The sequence below is a fragment of the Streptomyces sp. NPDC046915 genome, assembly GCF_040644935.1.
Classification (GTDB): Bacteria; Actinomycetota; Actinomycetes; order Streptomycetales; family Streptomycetaceae; genus Streptomyces.
In genome coordinates this window covers 441,472-456,842 of sequence record NZ_JBEYXB010000008.1, presented here as the reverse complement: position 1 = coordinate 456,842, position 15,371 = coordinate 441,472, and the positions used below count along the sequence as shown (strand labels likewise).

Annotated in this window: 14 protein-coding genes, 1 rRNA gene and 1 pseudogene; 6 read left to right on the top strand and 10 right to left on the bottom strand. The window is 69.3% G+C overall.

The window, feature by feature from the left end:
• Positions 1-87, top strand: a 5S ribosomal RNA gene (gene rrf / locus ABZ915_RS23445); the annotation flags it as partial.
• A 69-nt stretch (positions 88-156) separates the two neighbouring features.
• Here rrf and ABZ915_RS23440 read toward each other — a convergent pair.
• Entirely contained in the window at positions 157-705 is a 549-nt protein-coding gene (locus ABZ915_RS23440; RefSeq protein WP_361806266.1) for a cysteine hydrolase family protein, read from the bottom strand.
• 95 nt (positions 706-800) lie between these two features.
• On the opposite strand from ABZ915_RS23440, the gene ABZ915_RS23435 reads away from it, so the two are divergent.
• Positions 801-1,373 (top strand): GNAT family N-acetyltransferase, encoded by a 573-nt coding sequence (locus tag ABZ915_RS23435; RefSeq protein ID WP_361806263.1) that lies wholly within the window; start codon positions 801-803, stop codon positions 1,371-1,373.
• A gap of 3 nt (positions 1,374-1,376) precedes the next feature.
• Here the strand turns inward: ABZ915_RS23435 and ABZ915_RS23430 are convergent, their stop codons facing one another.
• The 8 genes and pseudogenes from ABZ915_RS23430 to ABZ915_RS23395 all read right to left on the bottom strand — a co-directional run bounded on the left by ABZ915_RS23430 (position 1,377) and on the right by ABZ915_RS23395 (position 10,920).
• Positions 1,377-2,918, bottom strand: a complete 1,542-nt coding sequence (locus tag ABZ915_RS23430) for a type IV secretory system conjugative DNA transfer family protein (protein WP_361806260.1) — start codon at positions 2,916-2,918, stop codon at positions 1,377-1,379.
• A 10-nt stretch (positions 2,919-2,928) separates the two neighbouring features.
• Positions 2,929-4,353 (bottom strand): ATP-binding protein, encoded by a 1,425-nt coding sequence (locus tag ABZ915_RS23425; protein WP_361806257.1) that lies wholly within the window; start codon positions 4,351-4,353, stop codon positions 2,929-2,931.
• Between the two features lie 14 nt (positions 4,354-4,367).
• Positions 4,368-5,927 carry an SCO6880 family protein gene (locus ABZ915_RS23420; RefSeq protein WP_361806254.1) on the bottom strand — a complete coding sequence of 520 codons (1,560 nt, stop codon included), beginning with the start codon at positions 5,925-5,927 and terminating at the stop codon, positions 4,368-4,370.
• The gene (locus ABZ915_RS23415) at positions 5,924-7,249 is read right to left on the bottom strand and encodes a hypothetical protein (RefSeq protein WP_361806251.1); all 1,326 of its coding nucleotides are present in this window, start codon (positions 7,247-7,249) and stop codon (positions 5,924-5,926) included. Before ABZ915_RS23415 ends, ABZ915_RS23420 begins: the two co-directional genes overlap by 4 nt.
• Positions 7,239-8,060 carry a hypothetical protein gene (locus tag ABZ915_RS23410; RefSeq protein ID WP_361806249.1) on the bottom strand — a complete coding sequence of 274 codons (822 nt, stop codon included), beginning with the start codon at positions 8,058-8,060 and terminating at the stop codon, positions 7,239-7,241. The genes ABZ915_RS23415 and ABZ915_RS23410 overlap by 11 nt, the downstream gene beginning before the upstream one ends.
• Positions 8,061-8,246: 186 nt before the next feature.
• Entirely contained in the window at positions 8,247-8,555 is a 309-nt protein-coding gene (locus ABZ915_RS23405) for a hypothetical protein (RefSeq protein WP_355155411.1), read from the bottom strand.
• A gap of 673 nt (positions 8,556-9,228) precedes the next feature.
• Positions 9,229-10,212, bottom strand: a pseudogene (locus ABZ915_RS23400) (transposase).
• A gap of 105 nt (positions 10,213-10,317) precedes the next feature.
• The gene (locus ABZ915_RS23395; RefSeq protein WP_361806247.1) at positions 10,318-10,920 is read right to left on the bottom strand and encodes a TetR/AcrR family transcriptional regulator; all 603 of its coding nucleotides are present in this window, start codon (positions 10,918-10,920) and stop codon (positions 10,318-10,320) included.
• An 89-nt stretch (positions 10,921-11,009) separates the two neighbouring features.
• Between ABZ915_RS23395 and ABZ915_RS23390 the strand changes: the two genes are divergently transcribed.
• Positions 11,010-11,933 carry an oxidoreductase gene (locus tag ABZ915_RS23390; RefSeq protein WP_361806245.1) on the top strand — a complete coding sequence of 308 codons (924 nt, stop codon included), beginning with the start codon at positions 11,010-11,012 and terminating at the stop codon, positions 11,931-11,933.
• On the opposite strand, the gene ABZ915_RS23385 is transcribed toward ABZ915_RS23390, so the two are convergent.
• Positions 11,930-12,193: a DUF397 domain-containing protein gene (locus ABZ915_RS23385; RefSeq protein WP_361806242.1), complete on the bottom strand. Its 264-nt coding sequence runs from the start codon at positions 12,191-12,193 to the stop codon at positions 11,930-11,932. The two genes, ABZ915_RS23390 and ABZ915_RS23385, sit on opposite strands and share 4 nt — an antisense overlap.
• A 255-nt stretch (positions 12,194-12,448) precedes the next feature.
• Between ABZ915_RS23385 and ABZ915_RS23380 the strand changes: the two genes are divergently transcribed.
• The 3 genes from ABZ915_RS23380 to ABZ915_RS23370 all read left to right on the top strand — a co-directional run bounded on the left by ABZ915_RS23380 (position 12,449) and on the right by ABZ915_RS23370 (position 15,368).
• Positions 12,449-13,231: a trypsin-like peptidase domain-containing protein gene (locus tag ABZ915_RS23380; protein WP_361806239.1), complete on the top strand. Its 783-nt coding sequence runs from the start codon at positions 12,449-12,451 to the stop codon at positions 13,229-13,231.
• Positions 13,232-13,469: 238 nt separating this feature from the next.
• Complete coding sequence (locus ABZ915_RS23375; RefSeq protein WP_361806320.1) at positions 13,470-14,414, top strand: bifunctional lytic transglycosylase/C40 family peptidase; 945 nt, start codon at positions 13,470-13,472, stop codon at positions 14,412-14,414.
• 243 nt (positions 14,415-14,657) lie between these two features.
• Entirely contained in the window at positions 14,658-15,368 is a 711-nt protein-coding gene (locus ABZ915_RS23370; RefSeq protein ID WP_361806236.1) for a phosphatase PAP2 family protein, read from the top strand.
• Positions 15,369-15,371 lie beyond the last annotated feature (3 nt).

Genomic DNA, 15,371 nt, shown 5'->3' with positions numbered 1-15,371 from the left:
GGTTACATTCCGAACCCGGAAGCTAAGCCTCACAGCGCCGATGGTACTGCAGGGGGGACCCTGTGGGAGAGTAGGACACCGCCGAACAAATATTGGGAAAGCCCCCGCACCTCACGGTGCGGGGGCTTTCTGCGTTTCCGGTATTTCTAGAAGCTCCTAGAAGGCCACATCCGCCGTTTCGACGATCCCGCCCTCGCGGCCGGGCGCACTGTGCCATTTCCAGTAGAGGTTGGTGTGGGCGATCACCTGCTCCGGTGCGGGAGCGCCGTACTCGGTGTTGTCCTCCGTGGTGTGGGCGTCGGCGACCAGCGTGGCGTCGTACCCACGGACGAGGGCGCCGTGCAGCGTCGAGCGGATGCAGACGTCGGTCTGGGCGCCGGTGACGACGAGCCGGCCCACCTTGCGCTCGGCCAGGAGGGCCTCGAGTTCGGTGTCCTCGAAGGAGTCCGCCCAGGACTTGTGGACGAGAGGCTCGGAGTCGCGGCGGGCCAGCTCCGCCACGTACTCCCAGCTGTCGCTGCCGCGTTCGAGGTGTTCGTCGGAGTGCTGCACCCAGATCACCGGCACGCCCTTGGCGCGTGCCTTGTCGACCAGGGTGTTGATGTTGGCTATGACGGCGTCGCGGCGGGGCGTGCCCGCCATCACGCCGTTCTGTACGTCGATGACGAGGAGTGCTGTGTGGGGCCGACCGAGCAGGGTCGTCATGGGGTCTCCCTGGTTCGAGTTGTGCCTATCGGCACGGATCATGCACGGCAAAAACAGTAGGACCTGCCACTGACATCGGTATTACGGTGGCTCGCATGACCACCACGACCAGCGATGACTATGTGATCCGGGCGATTCGCGCCGATGAGTGGCCCGCCACGAAGGCACTGCGACTGCTCGCGCTCCAGGACCCGGTCGCGCACCTCGCCTTCCTGGAGACGTACGAGGACGCTCTGGAGAGGCCCGACACCTTCTGGAAGGAGCGGGCTGAGCGAGCCGCGGAAGGCGCCGCCTCGGCGCAGCAGGTCATCGCTGAGGGGCCGGACGGGGACTGGGTCGGGTCCTTGACGGTGCTCTTCGAGGAGGCGGGCACGAAGGACTGGGCCGGCTTGCCCGTCGAGCGGAAGCAAGGGCACATAGTCGGGGTGTTCGTGCGGTCCGACTACCGGGGGATCGGTCTGACCGAGGTGCTCTTCGACGCCGGCCTGGAGTGGGCGTGGGCGCAGGGCGCCGAGCGGGTGCGGCTCATGGTGCACGAGGACAACGGGCGTGCGCAGCGCTTCTACCGGAGGGCCGGGTTCGTGCCGAGCGGGGTCACCGTGCCGTTCGTGAAGGACGAGGCGCAGTTGGAGCTGGAGTTCGTGCTCGAGCGGGACTCGCGGGACTGACGCTCACACCGGGAGCTCGTCGTGCGGCCAGCGGCTGCGGGCCTGTTCGCGGGAGCGGAGGAGGGCCAGCGTCGGCAGGCCGCGGTCCGCTCCCGTGGACAGCAGGTCCGGGAGCTGGGGGAGTGGGGCCACAGCAGCGATGTCGTCCAGGACCAGGGTCAGTGGTGGGTCGAGCCGACCGGAGGATGACCGTTCGGCCATGCGCCGGCCGCGCTCGACCACGCTGGAGACGAGGGCCGTCAGGAGCGGCATCGCGCCGGGGTTGGTCCTGGGGTCCTCGATGGATTCACCGACCACATAAAGCGTGCCCCCTTCGTCGACGAAGGAATCCAAGGCGATGGCATCAGTTCGGTTTGGAGTGCACGCTTCGCGGATGTTGACCGTGGAGAGCGCGGCCAGGGCGCGGCTCGTCAGCTCGTGGGCCATGTCCCGGCGCTCGGGATGCGAGGTGAGCGCGGCCTCCAGTTCGCCCGCGGCGCCGGGGGCGGCCTTGGGGTTCGTGCGCAGGGCACGGACCGCGTCCTGGATCTGTGTGCCCTGGGCCCAGCGATGGACGTGGCGGATGCTGCGGCTGTCGAGGGCGGCGGCGTGGAGGTAGCTGCGGAGGAGTGTCTCGGCGGTGTCGCCGACCGCTTGGTCCAGCCGGGCGGTCGGCTTCACCGGGGCGAGCAGGGCGGCTGCCCGCTGTACCGCCGTCTGCTTGTCCTGGCAGCCCGTGGCAGGGGACCAGTGCAGTCGCGCCGGGGTGTCGCAGAGGTGGGTCGGGTCGTAGAGGAGGACCGGGCCCAGTTTGGCTCTCGCGTCCTTGGTCTCCTGCCAGAGGGCGGCGTTGGACGTGACCACGACGAGGGGGCCTGCCGCGTCGCGGATGGCTTGACCCGCCGTGGTCTGGCGGGCTGCGGGCGCGCCGTAGAGCACCGGGCCTTCGGCGGGCTTCGTCTCCCACGCACCCGGCCCTTCATCGTCCGCGACGGAGGCGGGTGATTCCACGGGTGCCGGCTCACTACGAGGCGCGGGCACCGCGGGCAGCGGCTCGGGTGCCCGAGCAGGCGCCTGTGCCTGCGCCTGTACCTGTGTCTGTACCTGTGTCTGCGCCGGTGCCGGCACCTCTGCCGGAGCAGGAGCAGCCGTCGCCGCCCGCTTCTCCAGGCGCCGCCGTGCCCGCCCCGCCCGCCATCGCGCGACCGTCCCGATCACGAACACGGTCAGTACGAACAGCACCATCAGCTGCCCTATGAACAGCCCCCAGAACAGTCCGTACCCCGACAGCTGTGCCGCCGGGGTGTCCGGCCAGGCGCCCGTCATGTCGTGCGGATGGCCGATGAGGTGGCGCATGGCCACGGGGGTGCCGGTGAAGGTGACGCCGGACGGCCAGGCGCCACCCGAGAACAGGCCCGCGAGGCCCGTCGCCGACCACACCAGCAGGGTCATGCCGAGCAGGAAGGCGAGGATGCCGATCAGCAGGCCGTCCGGGATGCCGCCCTGGCCGTCCCGCCGCCCCTGCCCGTCCTCGTATCGCCCGTGGTCGCGGTCGTCGGGTCTCACGCCGCCTCCCCTACGCCACCGTAGACTCCGACGACCCGTCCAGGTCGCCGATGTGCTGTTCCACGAAGGCCGCCGCCCGCTGCTCCGCCTCCAGTTCGGCGGCGCGCAGGGCGTCGTCGGCGGCCAGGTCGAAGGAGGACTCGGTCATCGCGCGGTCGGTGAAGACCAGCGGACGTTCCGTCTCCGTGACCAGGTGCTTGACCACCTGTACGTTGCCGTTGACGTCCCAGACGGCGATGCCCGGGGTGAGGGTGGGAATGATCTCCACCGCCCATCTGGGCAGTCCCAGCACCCGGCCCGTGGCCCGCGCCTCGTCGGCCTTCTGGGCGTAGATCGTGCGCGTCGACGCCATCTTCAGGATCGCCGCGGCCTCCTTCGCCGCCGCGCCGTCCACCACGTCGGACAGATGGTGGACGACCGCGACGAAGGACAGACCGAGCCGTCGGCCGAACTTCAGCAGCCGCTGGAACAGCTGGGCCACGAAGGGGCTGTTGATGATGTGCCAGGCCTCCTCGACCAGGAAGATGCGCTTCTTCCGGTCGGGGCGGATCCAGGTGTGCTCCAGCCACACGCCGACGATCGCCATCAGGATGGGCATCGCGATGGAGTTGCGGTCGATGTGGGAGAGGTCGAAGACGATCAGCGGGGCGTCCAGGTCGATGCCGACCGTGGTCGGGCCGTCGAACATGCCGCGCAGGTCACCGTCGACGAGCCGGTCCAGGACCAGCGCCACGTCCAGACCCCAGGCCCGTACGTCGTCTATGGCGACGTTCATCGCCTCGGCGGACTCCGGCTCCGGGTGCCGCAGCTGCTCGACGATGTCGGTGAGCACGGGCTGGCGCTCGACGATCGTCTCGTTGACGTAGGCGTGCGCCACCTTCAGCGCGAAGCCGGAACGCTCGTCGAGGCCGTGCCCCATCGCGACCTCGATGATGGTCCGCAGCAGCGCCAGCTGACCCGTGGTCGTGATCGAGGGATCCAGTGGGTTCAGGCGGATCCCGTGGTCCAGGGCCGCCGTCGGGTCCAGCCGGATGGGGGTTATCCCCAGTTCCTCGGCGATGAGGTTCCACTCGCCGACGCCGTCCTCGCCCTGCGCGTCCAGGACGACGACCTGGCGGTCGCGGAAGCGCAGCTGGCGCAGGACGTACGTCTTCTCCAGCGCCGACTTGCCGTTGCCGGACTCGCCGAGGACCAGCCAGTGCGGGGCGGGTAGCTGCTGGCCGTACAGCTGGAACGGGTCGTAGATGTAGCCCTTCCCGGAGTACACCTCGCGGCCGATGATGACGCCTGAGTCGCCGAGGCCGGGGGCGGCGGTCGGCAGGTAGACGGCCTGGGCCTGGCCCGTGGAGGTGCGCACCGGCAGCCGGGTCGTCTCGATCTTCCCGAACAGGAAGGACGTGAAGGCGTCCGTGATGGCGGACAGCGGGTCCCGCATCAGCGCATCAACTCCTACCTTCGGATTCCGGTGGCGAACGGGAGCGTGTTCACGAACGCGCGGTGGTGCTCGCGGTCGCACCATTCGAGCTTCAGGTACGACTTTCCGGCCGACGCCCTTATCGTGCGCTTGTCGCGGGCCAGCGCCTCGGGGGTGCGCGAGGAGACGGTGATGTAGCCGACCAGATTCACTCCGGCGGCGCCGCTGGCGAGGTCCTCGCCGCGCTGGTCGAGGCGGCTGTGGGCGGCCACGTCGCGCGGGTCGACGGTGCGGTTCATCTTGGCGGAGCGGGAGGCCTCGGCCTCGTCGTTGGTCTTCTCCGTCAGCATGCGTTCGATGGCGATCTCGGTGGGCTCCAGGTCCATCGTCACGGCGACGGTCCGGATGACGTCCGGGGTGTGGACGAGGAGCGGCGCGAGGAAGTTCACGCCGACGGGCGTCATCGGCCACTCCTTGACCCACGCCGTGGCATGGCACCAGGGCGCGCGGGTGGCGGACTCCCGGGTCTTGGCCTGGAGGTAGGTGGGCTCCATGGCGTCCAGCTCGGCCGGCCAGGCGTTGCGCTTGGTCATCGCCTGGATGTGGTCGATCGGGTGGTCGGGGTCGTACATGGAGTGGACGAGGGAGGCGAGACGCCCCTGTCCCAGGGGCTGGCGCACTCTGATGTCGGCTTCCTGGAGCCGTGAGCAGATGTCGGTGAGCTCACGCGCCATGACGACGGCGAGCCCCGCGTCCCGGTCCAGCTTCCGCCCGCCCTGCGGCCGGGCCGCCCGTGCCATGGCCTGCGCCTCGGCGGCCAGCTCGCGCGTGTAGTGCATGCAGGCGACGAGGTAGGCGCGGTGCTGCTCGCTGCTGGTGGACACCATCGACTGCAACTGGTCGTACGACTGGCTGAGCCATCCCGGCGCCCGGTCGTCCCCGCGCTGGGCGACGTCCTTGGCGTGGGCGTCGGGGTCGGCGGGCAGGGTGCGGGCGAGCATCTGGAGGCGGGTGACGAACCCGTCGCCGTTCGCCACGTGCTTGAGCAGGGTGCCGAACCGGTCGACCAGGGCCTCCTGGTCCTCGGAGTCGCGCAGGCCGACGCCGGGGCCCTCGATCTCGATGGCCGCGGTGACGGTCTTGCGGTCGGCGTGCAGGAGTACGGCGATCTCGTCCGGCCCGAAGGGTGCGGCCAGCCAGCTGATCCGGCCGATGCCGGGCGGCGGCCCGATCTCGACCTCACGGCCGTCCATGTGTGTACCGGCCTCCATGACGTCGGAGCGGTAGGCGGTGCCCCGCTTGACGGTGCGTTTGAAGCTGCGGTTGATCTCGAACCACTTGTAGAAGGTACGGCGCTTGTACGGCACGTACACCGCCGCCAGCGCCAGCATCGGAAAGCCCGTCAGCAGCACGATCCGCAGCGACAGGACCGGGACGAGGAGACCGCACATCATGCCGAGGAACGCGCCCAGGATGATCAGCGCGATCTCGCCGGACTCGCGGTTCCGGCCGATGATCCCGTTCGGCCGGGCGCGGCCGATCAGATACGTACGGCGGGGCGTGACCGGATGCGACATGTGGGACTCGGTCGTCAACGCCCATCACCTCCCGAGCGGTTGCTGTTGCGGGTGTTGCTGGCGTGCGGGGTGTTGGCCGGGCTGGGGGCGCGCGGCGCGGGCGCGGCGGAGGGGACGGCTCCGCCGCCTCCGTTCGGGGAACGGGTGCTGTGCGCGGCGACTCCGCCGGAGGCCGGGTTGGCCGGGCGGGCGGACGACTGGCCGCCGCCCGAGTTGTTGTCGGCGCGGGAGCTGTGCGTCTTGATGCCCTGCGCGACCAGGGTCGCCGGGGAGCTGATGACGGCGGCGGCCTTGCCCTCGGCGCCCTGCATGATGCGGTTGTTGCGGCCGCTCGCGATCTCGTCGCCGAAGCCGGGGACGAAACGGTAGATCATCGCGCTCGCGAAGATGGCGAGCAGGATGATGGCGAGGCCGGACACGACGGCCGAGAAGGAGTCCGGGCCGTTGTCGCCGGACAGTGCCCCGGCCAGGCCCAGCACTATGACGATGACGGGCTTGACCAGGATGACGGCGATCATGATCCCGGCCCAGCGGCGGACGTGTCCCCACAGGTTCTTGTCCACCAGGCCCGCGTAGACGACGGTGCCGAGGAGGGCGCCGACGTAGAGCAGGGCGGCGCGGATCACCAGCTCCAGCCAGAGGACGCCGGCGGCGAGGATGCTGACCAGGGACACCACGATCAGCATGATCGGCCCGCCGCCGATGTCGTTGCCCTTGCCCAGAGCGCCGGAGAAGGTGCCGAAGAACGTGTCGGTCTGGTCGCCGGTGGCCTTGGCCAGTACGTCCGTGACTCCGTCGGTGGCGGATACGACCGTGTACAGGATCAGCGGCGTGAACGCGGAGGCGAGCACCGTCAGCCAGAGGAATCCGACGGCCTCCGACAGGGCGGTGGTCATGGGGACGCCGCGCACGGCTCGCTTGGCGACGGCCAGCAGCCACAGCAGCAGCGTGAGGATCGTCGACGCGGCGAAGACGACCGCGTACTGCTTCAGGAACTTCTCGTTCGTGAAGTCGACGTTCGCCGTCTCCTTCACCGCGTGACTGAGCTTGTCGATGGTCCACGACGCGGCGTCGGCGCAGCCCTTGGCGAGGGAGGCGAGGGGGTCGAGGGTGTCGGAGACGGGGTCGTTGCTGGTCAGGCCGGATTTGCCGCCGGAGCCGGCGCTGCCTTTTTCGCAGTAGTCCTTGGCAGGCCCGTGGATCAGGTCGCACGGGTCGTTGCTCTTGGACGGGGACGGTGACGGACTGGGTGCCGCGAAGGCACGGCCGGCCATGAGGACCGCCGCGGTCTGTACGGCCGTAACGGCGGCGGTCAGCTTGAGCACGCGGCTAGCGGGCATAGGTGAAGCCTCCGTACTCCTCGACTGCCTTCGCCATGTCATCAGCGCTGGAGGCCTTGTCGTCACCGGGGACGGGCGCCGGGCCTTCCTTCTGAGAGTGCGTCACGATCTTCCAGTCACCACTGGTCCATTCCAGCTTCATGGTGATGGTGAACCAACTGTTGGTGACCGGGTTGGTGGAGTTGTCGCCCGCCAGTCCGAGCAGGCCGCCGCACCAGATCTCGACGGTAGCGGTGCTGGTGGTGAACTCTGTGACCTTGGTACCGATCGGGCTTGTCCGCGAGACGAACGTGTAGCCCTTCGGGGTGGTGCCGTCGTCGTTCAGGCCGACAGTCCTGTTGAACGCAGGCGTGTACGCCTGGTCGAGGGACGTCTCGAAGCTGGTGACACGGGAGGGTGTGATGATGGTCTGCAGGATGGCGTCGCGCTGCGTCTTGCTGAACATCTCGGCCGAGCCCAGTGCAACGGAATAGTTGGCCGCGGCGCTCTCCGCCCCCTGCTGGTCCCGTGAGAACCCCGTAGGAATCCCCCCGGCCTTCGAAGTGACCGGCTTCGTGCCGCTCGCTGCCGTCGCCGCCGTCTTCGGCTTGTTTCCGGAAGCCTTGTCGCCGCCGGAGGCACTGTCGTCGCCCCGGTTCGCGAAGGCGATGGCCGCGATGAGGAGGACGACGACGCCGACCACCGTGACCAGGCTCCGGGAGGATGACCGACCGCCTCGGCGGGCCCCGCCGTAGGGGTCGCCGCCACGTTCGGGCAGCCGGGTTCTGGTCTCGCCCGCGCCGCCGTAACCCTGCTCGTCTCCGAGACTCATGCCGCGTACGCCCCCTCGACCTCGTACCGGAACGCGTAGATGTACGACGGTAGCCGTGCTGGCTCCCGCGCGGGCGCGGTGTGGTGACTCGACATCAGGGAAGCGCAACCTCAGCCGGTGGGCACGACGGGCGGGTGGGGTGGTGGGGACCGGGCGTGCCCGGAGGACTGGAGGAGTGGGGGACCGCTACACGGCCATGCCGTACACGATGGTGAACAGCGTGCCCAGGGAGCCGATGATGAAGACTCCTGTCAGGCCGGCGATGATGAGGCCTTTGCCCTGTTCGGCGCTGAAGGTGTCCCGGAGGGCGGTCGCGCCGATGCGCTGTTTGGCCGCACCCCAGACGGCGATGCCGAGGCAGAGCAGGATGGCGACGGCCATCACCACCTCGATCATCACCTTCGCTTCGTTGCCCAGGCTGCCGAAGGGCCCCCAGTCCGGAGCGATTCCGCCGATGATGGTGTTGATGTCTCCCTTGTCGGCCGCAAAGAACACGTAAGTCACCGCCCCTGGTGGGTATTTCCGCAGTCCCCCTGCGGTGTGCAGAGGTCAGGCCTCATTGTCGCCGACGATGGCGCCGCCGTATGTCGACTTGGCGTCATTGAATGGCGGGTTTCGTACGAAGGGATCGTACGGTCACTCTGTGTATCACGGCAGGTCACGCCGGGCAATGAGGCCTGAGCGGAACCTGTCGTGTGGTTCCGTCGTTGTGCTCCTCTATGACCCCGCGCACTTTCTGACGGCTGGTCGGGTGAGGTGCCGTCACGATGGTCTCACGAGGAAGGGGCCCCGGCGGTTGCCGAAGCCCCTTCGATTGCCGGGTCGGTGCTCAGCCGGTGAAGGCCGAGACGCCCTCCAGGGTGCCCCGGCCGGTCGGGCCGTCGTAGCCCGACTGGGCGGTGCACAGATGGGTGGTGGAGCAGGAGCCGTTCGATGCGGCGTCGATCAGGCCATGGCGCCCCGAGGGTCGGTGGGGCCGAATTTTGCGGGACTGGCGGAGCTGGCGGCGGCCTCGCCGGTCTCCTTGGCCTGTGCTTTCTGGAAGGCGGTGGTACCGCCGGTCACCCGGAAAGAGTTGGGCGGCCGTCCGACGACAATGCCCTGTCGGGCGCGCGACAGTAAGGCAAGTGGCGGAATCCTGACTACCGCGTTAGCCAACTACCCATCGCTAGAGCGACGGGTTTGCACAACGGGCATCACTGGCTGTGGTGCTGCGTTTTCGTCCAGCCCCACCTCGCTGGCGCGGGGTGGGGCTGGGGCCGTTGACGGGGCCCCGCGCCTCCACAACCCCCGCGCGCGGGCACGGATGTTGCGGGAGCCGTTCCGGTCTGCATGCGCAACGACGCCGCAGTTCCGGCACGCGAACCGGGCCTGCGAGACCCGGTTCGCCCTGTCGATGTGCCCGCACTCGGCGCAGGTGCGCGAGGTGTATGCCGGATCGACGTACACTACCGGCACCCCCGCTCTGCGGGCCTTGTACGCGATGAACTGCCCCAGCTGGGCGAAGGCCCAGCTGGAGTGAGTGGCCCGTTGGGGTTTGCGAAGCCGTACCCGCTCGCGGATGCCCGTCAGGTCCTCCAGGGCGATTCCGCGACCGGTGCGTTCCTCCTCGGCCACCACATGTTTCGCGATCTTGTGGTTGATGTCCCGCGCCCGCCGCGCCTCCTTGCGCCTGCGCTTCTTCAGTCGGCGTTTGGCGGACGGGGTGTTCTTCCTCTGGAGTTTGGTCCGAAGTGTGCGCTCCCGGATCCGGGCCCGGTTGATCTCCCGTCCGGCCATGATCTTGCCGTCCGAGGTGGTTGCGATGTCGACGATGCCCAGGTCGATGCCGAGGAAGTCGACCGGACCGGTGTTCAGCGGTGCTTCGGGGACCTCGCAGGTGGCCAGCAGGAACCACATGCCGTCCCGGCACAGCAGGTCCGACTCTCCCTTGCGGTACAGGGCAAGCGTGGCCAGCTGTTCCGGGGAGGCGGTGAATGCCGGTCGTCGTACGGCTGCGCGCTGTACGTCCGGAAGACGATCGGCTTGCCCGTGGCCCTCCGGAACCGCTTCGAGCCGGGCTTGCCCAGGTTTCCCGCCCTCAGAAGGTCGCCTCAAGTGCCGCCACCTGCAAGGGCGTCGGCAGCAGCTTCACCTGCACCACCAGCTTCACGACCAGCAAACCTACACAGGCGTACGACAGCCCGCCGTACGTTCACCACACCTCACCCGACCGGGTGAAAGCGCCGATGTGAGGCCGCTCCTGCCGGGTGTGGCCTCACCGCGGCTTGAGGCCGTGCAGCAGATGGTGCACGTGCTTGTCCAGGTCGGCCAGGACCTGGTCGGCCGGGATGCTGCCGTTGGCGGCGAAGGCGGCCAGCCCGTGCATGCTCGCGCCGGCGAAGAGGGTGAGCTGCGCCGGATCGCCGGTGACGATCTCGCCCCGCGCCTGGGCGTCCGTGATCAGCCGCTCGAAGGACCCGACGGAGCGGTCGACGGCGTCGGAGAGCTGCGCGGAGATCTCGGGGTCGTGCTTGCGCGTGAACATCAGCTCCAGCAGCGCGTCGTGCTCCACGGCGAAGCCCACGTAGGCCTTCGCCAGCCCTGACAGCCGTGCCTCGAGCGGCAGCCCGGGGTCGTCCGCGGACTCCAGTGCCATGGCCAGCCGCTCGTACCCGGCCATGGCCAGGGCGTCGAGCAGCGCCTGCTTGTCCTTGAAGTGCCTGCCGGGGGCGGCGTGGCTCACCCCGACCTCGCGGGCCAGCTCGCGCAGGGAGAGCGCGCCGGCTCCCCGGTCGCGCAGCGTGCGCTCGGCCGCCGTGAGGAGGGCGGCGCGAAGGTCTCCGTGGTGATACGGGCGGCTCTCGGGCATGCGGACCATCGTATCCGCATGTTGTCGACGGCAGCATAGTTGTCGACGTCACCATTGTTGTCGTTGACAGCATTGTTGTCGGCGCCTACTTTGAGGGCATGGCTGAAAAGACCGACGCGCCCGAGGCGCGCACATGGAACGCGACCCACCTCCCCGACTTCTCCGGCCGCACCGCCGTCATCACCGGCGCCAACAGCGGCATCGGCTTCGCCGCCGCCGACGCGCTGGCCCGCGCGGGCGCGCACGTGGTGTTCGCCGTACGGGACCCCGAGCGCGGCCGGGCCGCCGCCGCGCGGGTGAACGGCAGTACGGAGGTACGCCGGCTCGACCTCGCCGACCTGGCCTCCGTCCGGGAGTTCGCCGACTCCTGGCAGGGCGGGACGATCGACCTGCTGATCAACAACGCGGGCGTGATGATGCTCCCGGAGCAGCGCACCAAGGACGGCTTCGAGATGCAGTTCGGCACGAACCATCTCGGTCACTTCGCCCTGACGAACCTGCTGCTGCCCCACGTCAGGGACCGGGTGGTGACGGTCTCCTCCGGCGCCCACCGCATGGGCGACCGCAGGATCTCCTTCGACGACCCCGACCTCACGGGCCGCTACACCCCGCAGCGCGCCTACTCCCAGTCCAAGCTGGCGAATCTCCTGTTCACCCTGGAACTCCAGCACCGCCTGACCGAGTCGGGCTCACCCGTACGCGCCCTCGCCGCCCACCCCGGCTGGGCGGCCACCAACCTCCAGGGCCACACCGCGAACCCGGTCGCCCGCGTCCTCATGCAGATCGGCAACCGGATCCTGGCCCAGGACGACAAGGCGGGCGCCCTGCCCACCCTCTACGCCGCGAGCCAGGACCTCCCCGGCGCGAGCTACGTCGGCCCCGACGGCCCGGCCGAGATGCGGGGCGCCCCGCATCTCGTGGGCCGCAACACCGCGGCGAGCGACCCGGTGGCCGCGCGGCGGCTGTGGGCGCTGTCGGAGGAACTGACGGGCGTGCGGTATCCGCTGGTGCCGGTGGCCTAGGACTTCCGGCCTTCGCCCGCCACGCCTTCCACGCCCTCCACGAAGTGGTCGAACTCGCCCGCCTGCACGCCGAGTACGAAGGCGTCCCATTTGCGGCGGTTCGTGGTGACGACGTTGTCCGGGTCGCTGGTCTCCCGGATATAGACCGGGGCCTCCCCGCCCTCCCCCTCACCGAAGGCGAGCTCGATCCAGGGCCCGGGCCCGGTCGCGTCGGGTGGGGCGGCGCGTTCCCAGGTGAGGTCCGGGGGGAGTTCAGGCATCCTGCGGCTCCTTCTTGAGGGATGCCCACCGTATCGCTGCCACGGGTCACACCCACCGGCTCTCTCCGGCTCGGAGCGGGGGCGCGCGTGGTGCGGGAATGCGCCGTCCCGTGAGGGGTATGTGTGTTGCGGGAGTTGGGGGCTTCCAGGGACGGGAAGCTGTTGGGACCGATTGCCAGGGGTAAGCGCGATTCACAGTCAAAACTCAGAGAAGCCGGGAACGGATTCTCACCTTCGTGGGACAAAGTGGGCCTGATGAAGCGCACCTCACGCGTCTCGGTCACCTCACGTCCCTCCCTGCTCAGTGTCGTGGTGCTGCTGGCGCTGACGTCGGCCTCCGTCGCGGCCGCCGACGACGGCCCCGGCCCGTTCGGGGTCACCGTCGTGGACGCCGTGAACCGGGAGAGCGCGAGAGTCGGGGCGCTCTTCGACGCGGACCGGGTGGGCAAGCTCGCCGGGGGGCACTTCTGCACCGCCTCGGTCGTGCACAGCGCTCATGGCAACCTCATCGCCACCGCCGCGCACTGTGTCGACGGTGACGACGGCGGCGACGTGGTGTTCGTGCCGGGCTACCGGGACGGGAAGGCGCCGTACGGGGTGTGGAAGGTGACGCGGCGGTTCCTGCCGGACGGCTGGTCCAAGGAGCAGGACGAGGACAGCGATGTGGCGTTCGCCGTCGTCGAGGGAGTGGGCGGGGAACGGGGAAAGCGGATCGAGGACATCGTCGGCGGCAACCACTTCGCCCCCCGAACGGCGACCGGGGCCACCGCTGTGACGGTCACCGGCTACCCCAACGCCCAGGAAACCCCCATCAGCTGCACCAACAAGCCCAGCGTGCACAGCGACACCCAGCAGCGGATCTCCTGTCCCGACTTCACCGGCGGGACCAGCGGCAGCCCCTGGGTCAACGGGGACCACGAGGTCGTGGGAATCCTGGGCGGCCACGAGCAGGGCGGGGAGACCGCCGACATCTCGTACAGCGTGGTGCTGGGGGCGGAGGCGGCCGAGCTTTATGCGGACGCGGCGAGCGATCCGTGAGGTCTGGGAGGGTGGCCGGTCAGGCCTGGCGCTGATGGATGGTCAGACGGGGGCTGGTGGCGGCGTTTCTTCACGTACTCTGGCGATTTCGGTGGTGCGAATAGGCCGAAATGCTGGCTGAGTCGGTCGGTCTGAGGCGGAAGCGGACTTGAAGCGGGCTCGGATGGGGGAGGGTTGAGCCGTGCGGAAAGTATGGGTGGTCGGTGCGGCCGCGGCCGGGCTCGGGCTGAGCTTCGTCATGCTGCTCGTGGTCGGGGTGTACGTCGTCGCCGGGAACCTCGCCAACGGGGTGGGCGGAGGGGCCGTCGCGCTGGCCAAGGGGGCCGTGCCGGCCGCGTACCAGACGCTCGTTCAGAAGTGGGGCAACCTCTGCCCCGCCCTCAACCCTGCCTTGCTGGGCGCCCAGTTGTACCAGGAGAGCGGATTCAACCCGAACGCCAAGAGCCCGGCGAAGGCGGAGGGGATAGCGCAATTCATCCCGGGGACGTGGGCCACGCACGGTGTCGACGGCGACGGGGACGGGGACAGGGATGTGTGGGACCCGAATGACGCGATTCCGTCGGCCGCTTCGTACGACTGTCAGCTCGCCTCGTACGTGAAGGACGTCCCCGGCGACGTCTCCGACAACATGCTCGCCGCCTACAACGCGGGGGCGTACGCGGTCATCCAGTACGGGGGCGTGCCGCCGTACTCGGAGACCCGGAACTACGTGAAGACGATCAGCACGCTGGAGAAGAGCTTCGCCGCCCCCGTCACCCGGGTCGACCCCAGCCGGCAGGCTGCCGCTGCCATCGCCTATGCGCAGAAGAAGCTCGGGACGCCCTACTTGTGGGGTGGGAACGGCACCGCTGACCAGGGCGGACGGTTCGACTGTTCCGGGCTGACCAAGGCGGCGTACGAGAGCGTCGGGGTCACGCTTCCCCGTGTCGCCAACGATCAGTACAACGCGGGGCCGCACCCGAAGCGGGAGGAGCTGCTGCCGGGTGATCTGGTCTTCTTCTCCGATGATCTGACCGACTCTCGGGCCATCCGGCACGTCGGAATCTACGTGGGGGGCGGATACATGATCGACGCGCCCAGGCCGGGGGCCGTCATCCGGTTCGACCCGGTCGACACCCCCGACTACTTCGGGGCCACCCGGGTGACCGAAGATGGCGCGAAAGCGCTGCCCACAAAGGTGTGACCGAGCGTGAACCCGCCCCCTGAGCTGCGGCTATGAATCTCTCTTCGATAACGTCTGAGTGATCTTTCGGTGGAGAGTGGAACGTTGTGACGGGGGACGTGCGTTCCTGTTGACGTAGCCGTGGATGTAGCCGAGCGGACGCCAGTGCGTCAGTGCGGCGGAAGCGGATCTACGAAGCCACGGGGGTGGTAGGAGCGGCGCACGCGAGGTGCGCCCGGAGAACGACGAAGGGGCCGCAGCACCATGGCTGTACTCGCCGATTCCGGATCGAACCCCGACGTCGACCTGCTGTACGACATCAACGGACTGGCCAAGGACGCGCCCCGGTGGGTCGACCGGGTGATGGAGTTCGTGGGTGAGTACGGGCTGCTGCTCGCCATGGTGCTGGTGGTGCTGTGGTGCTGGTGGTCCGTGCGGAGGCGCTCCGCCGGCGCGGACGAGGCGGCCGCCTCCGTCGCCGGGCTGGTGTGGGCGCCGTTGGCCGCCGGGATCGCCGTGTTGGTGAACGTGCCCATCCGGGGGTTCGTGGAGCGGCCCCGTCCCTTCGTCGATCACCAGGGGCTGGACGTTCTCGTCTCCGGGAAGAGCGACTACTCGTTCGTGAGTGATCACGCGACGCTGACCATGGCCATGGCGGTCGGACTGTTCGTCGCCAACCGGAAGTTCGGGCTCCTCGGGATCGGGCTCGCGCTGTTCGAGGGGTTCTGCCGGGTGTACATGGGCGTGCACTATCCGACCGATGTGGTCGGCGGGTTCGCGCTCGGGACCGCCGTGGCGCTGTTGCTGTCGCCGGTGGCGATGGCCTTGCTCACGCCGGTGATGAAGGCGGTGGAGCGGTCGCCTCGGGTGGGGTGGGTCGTCCGGCGCCGATCAGCGGGGGCCGAGGGCGGGGACGCGTTCGTGCCCGGGTCGCGGACGTCCGTGGCCTCGGAGGAGCGGGATCTCGCCGCGTAGGCC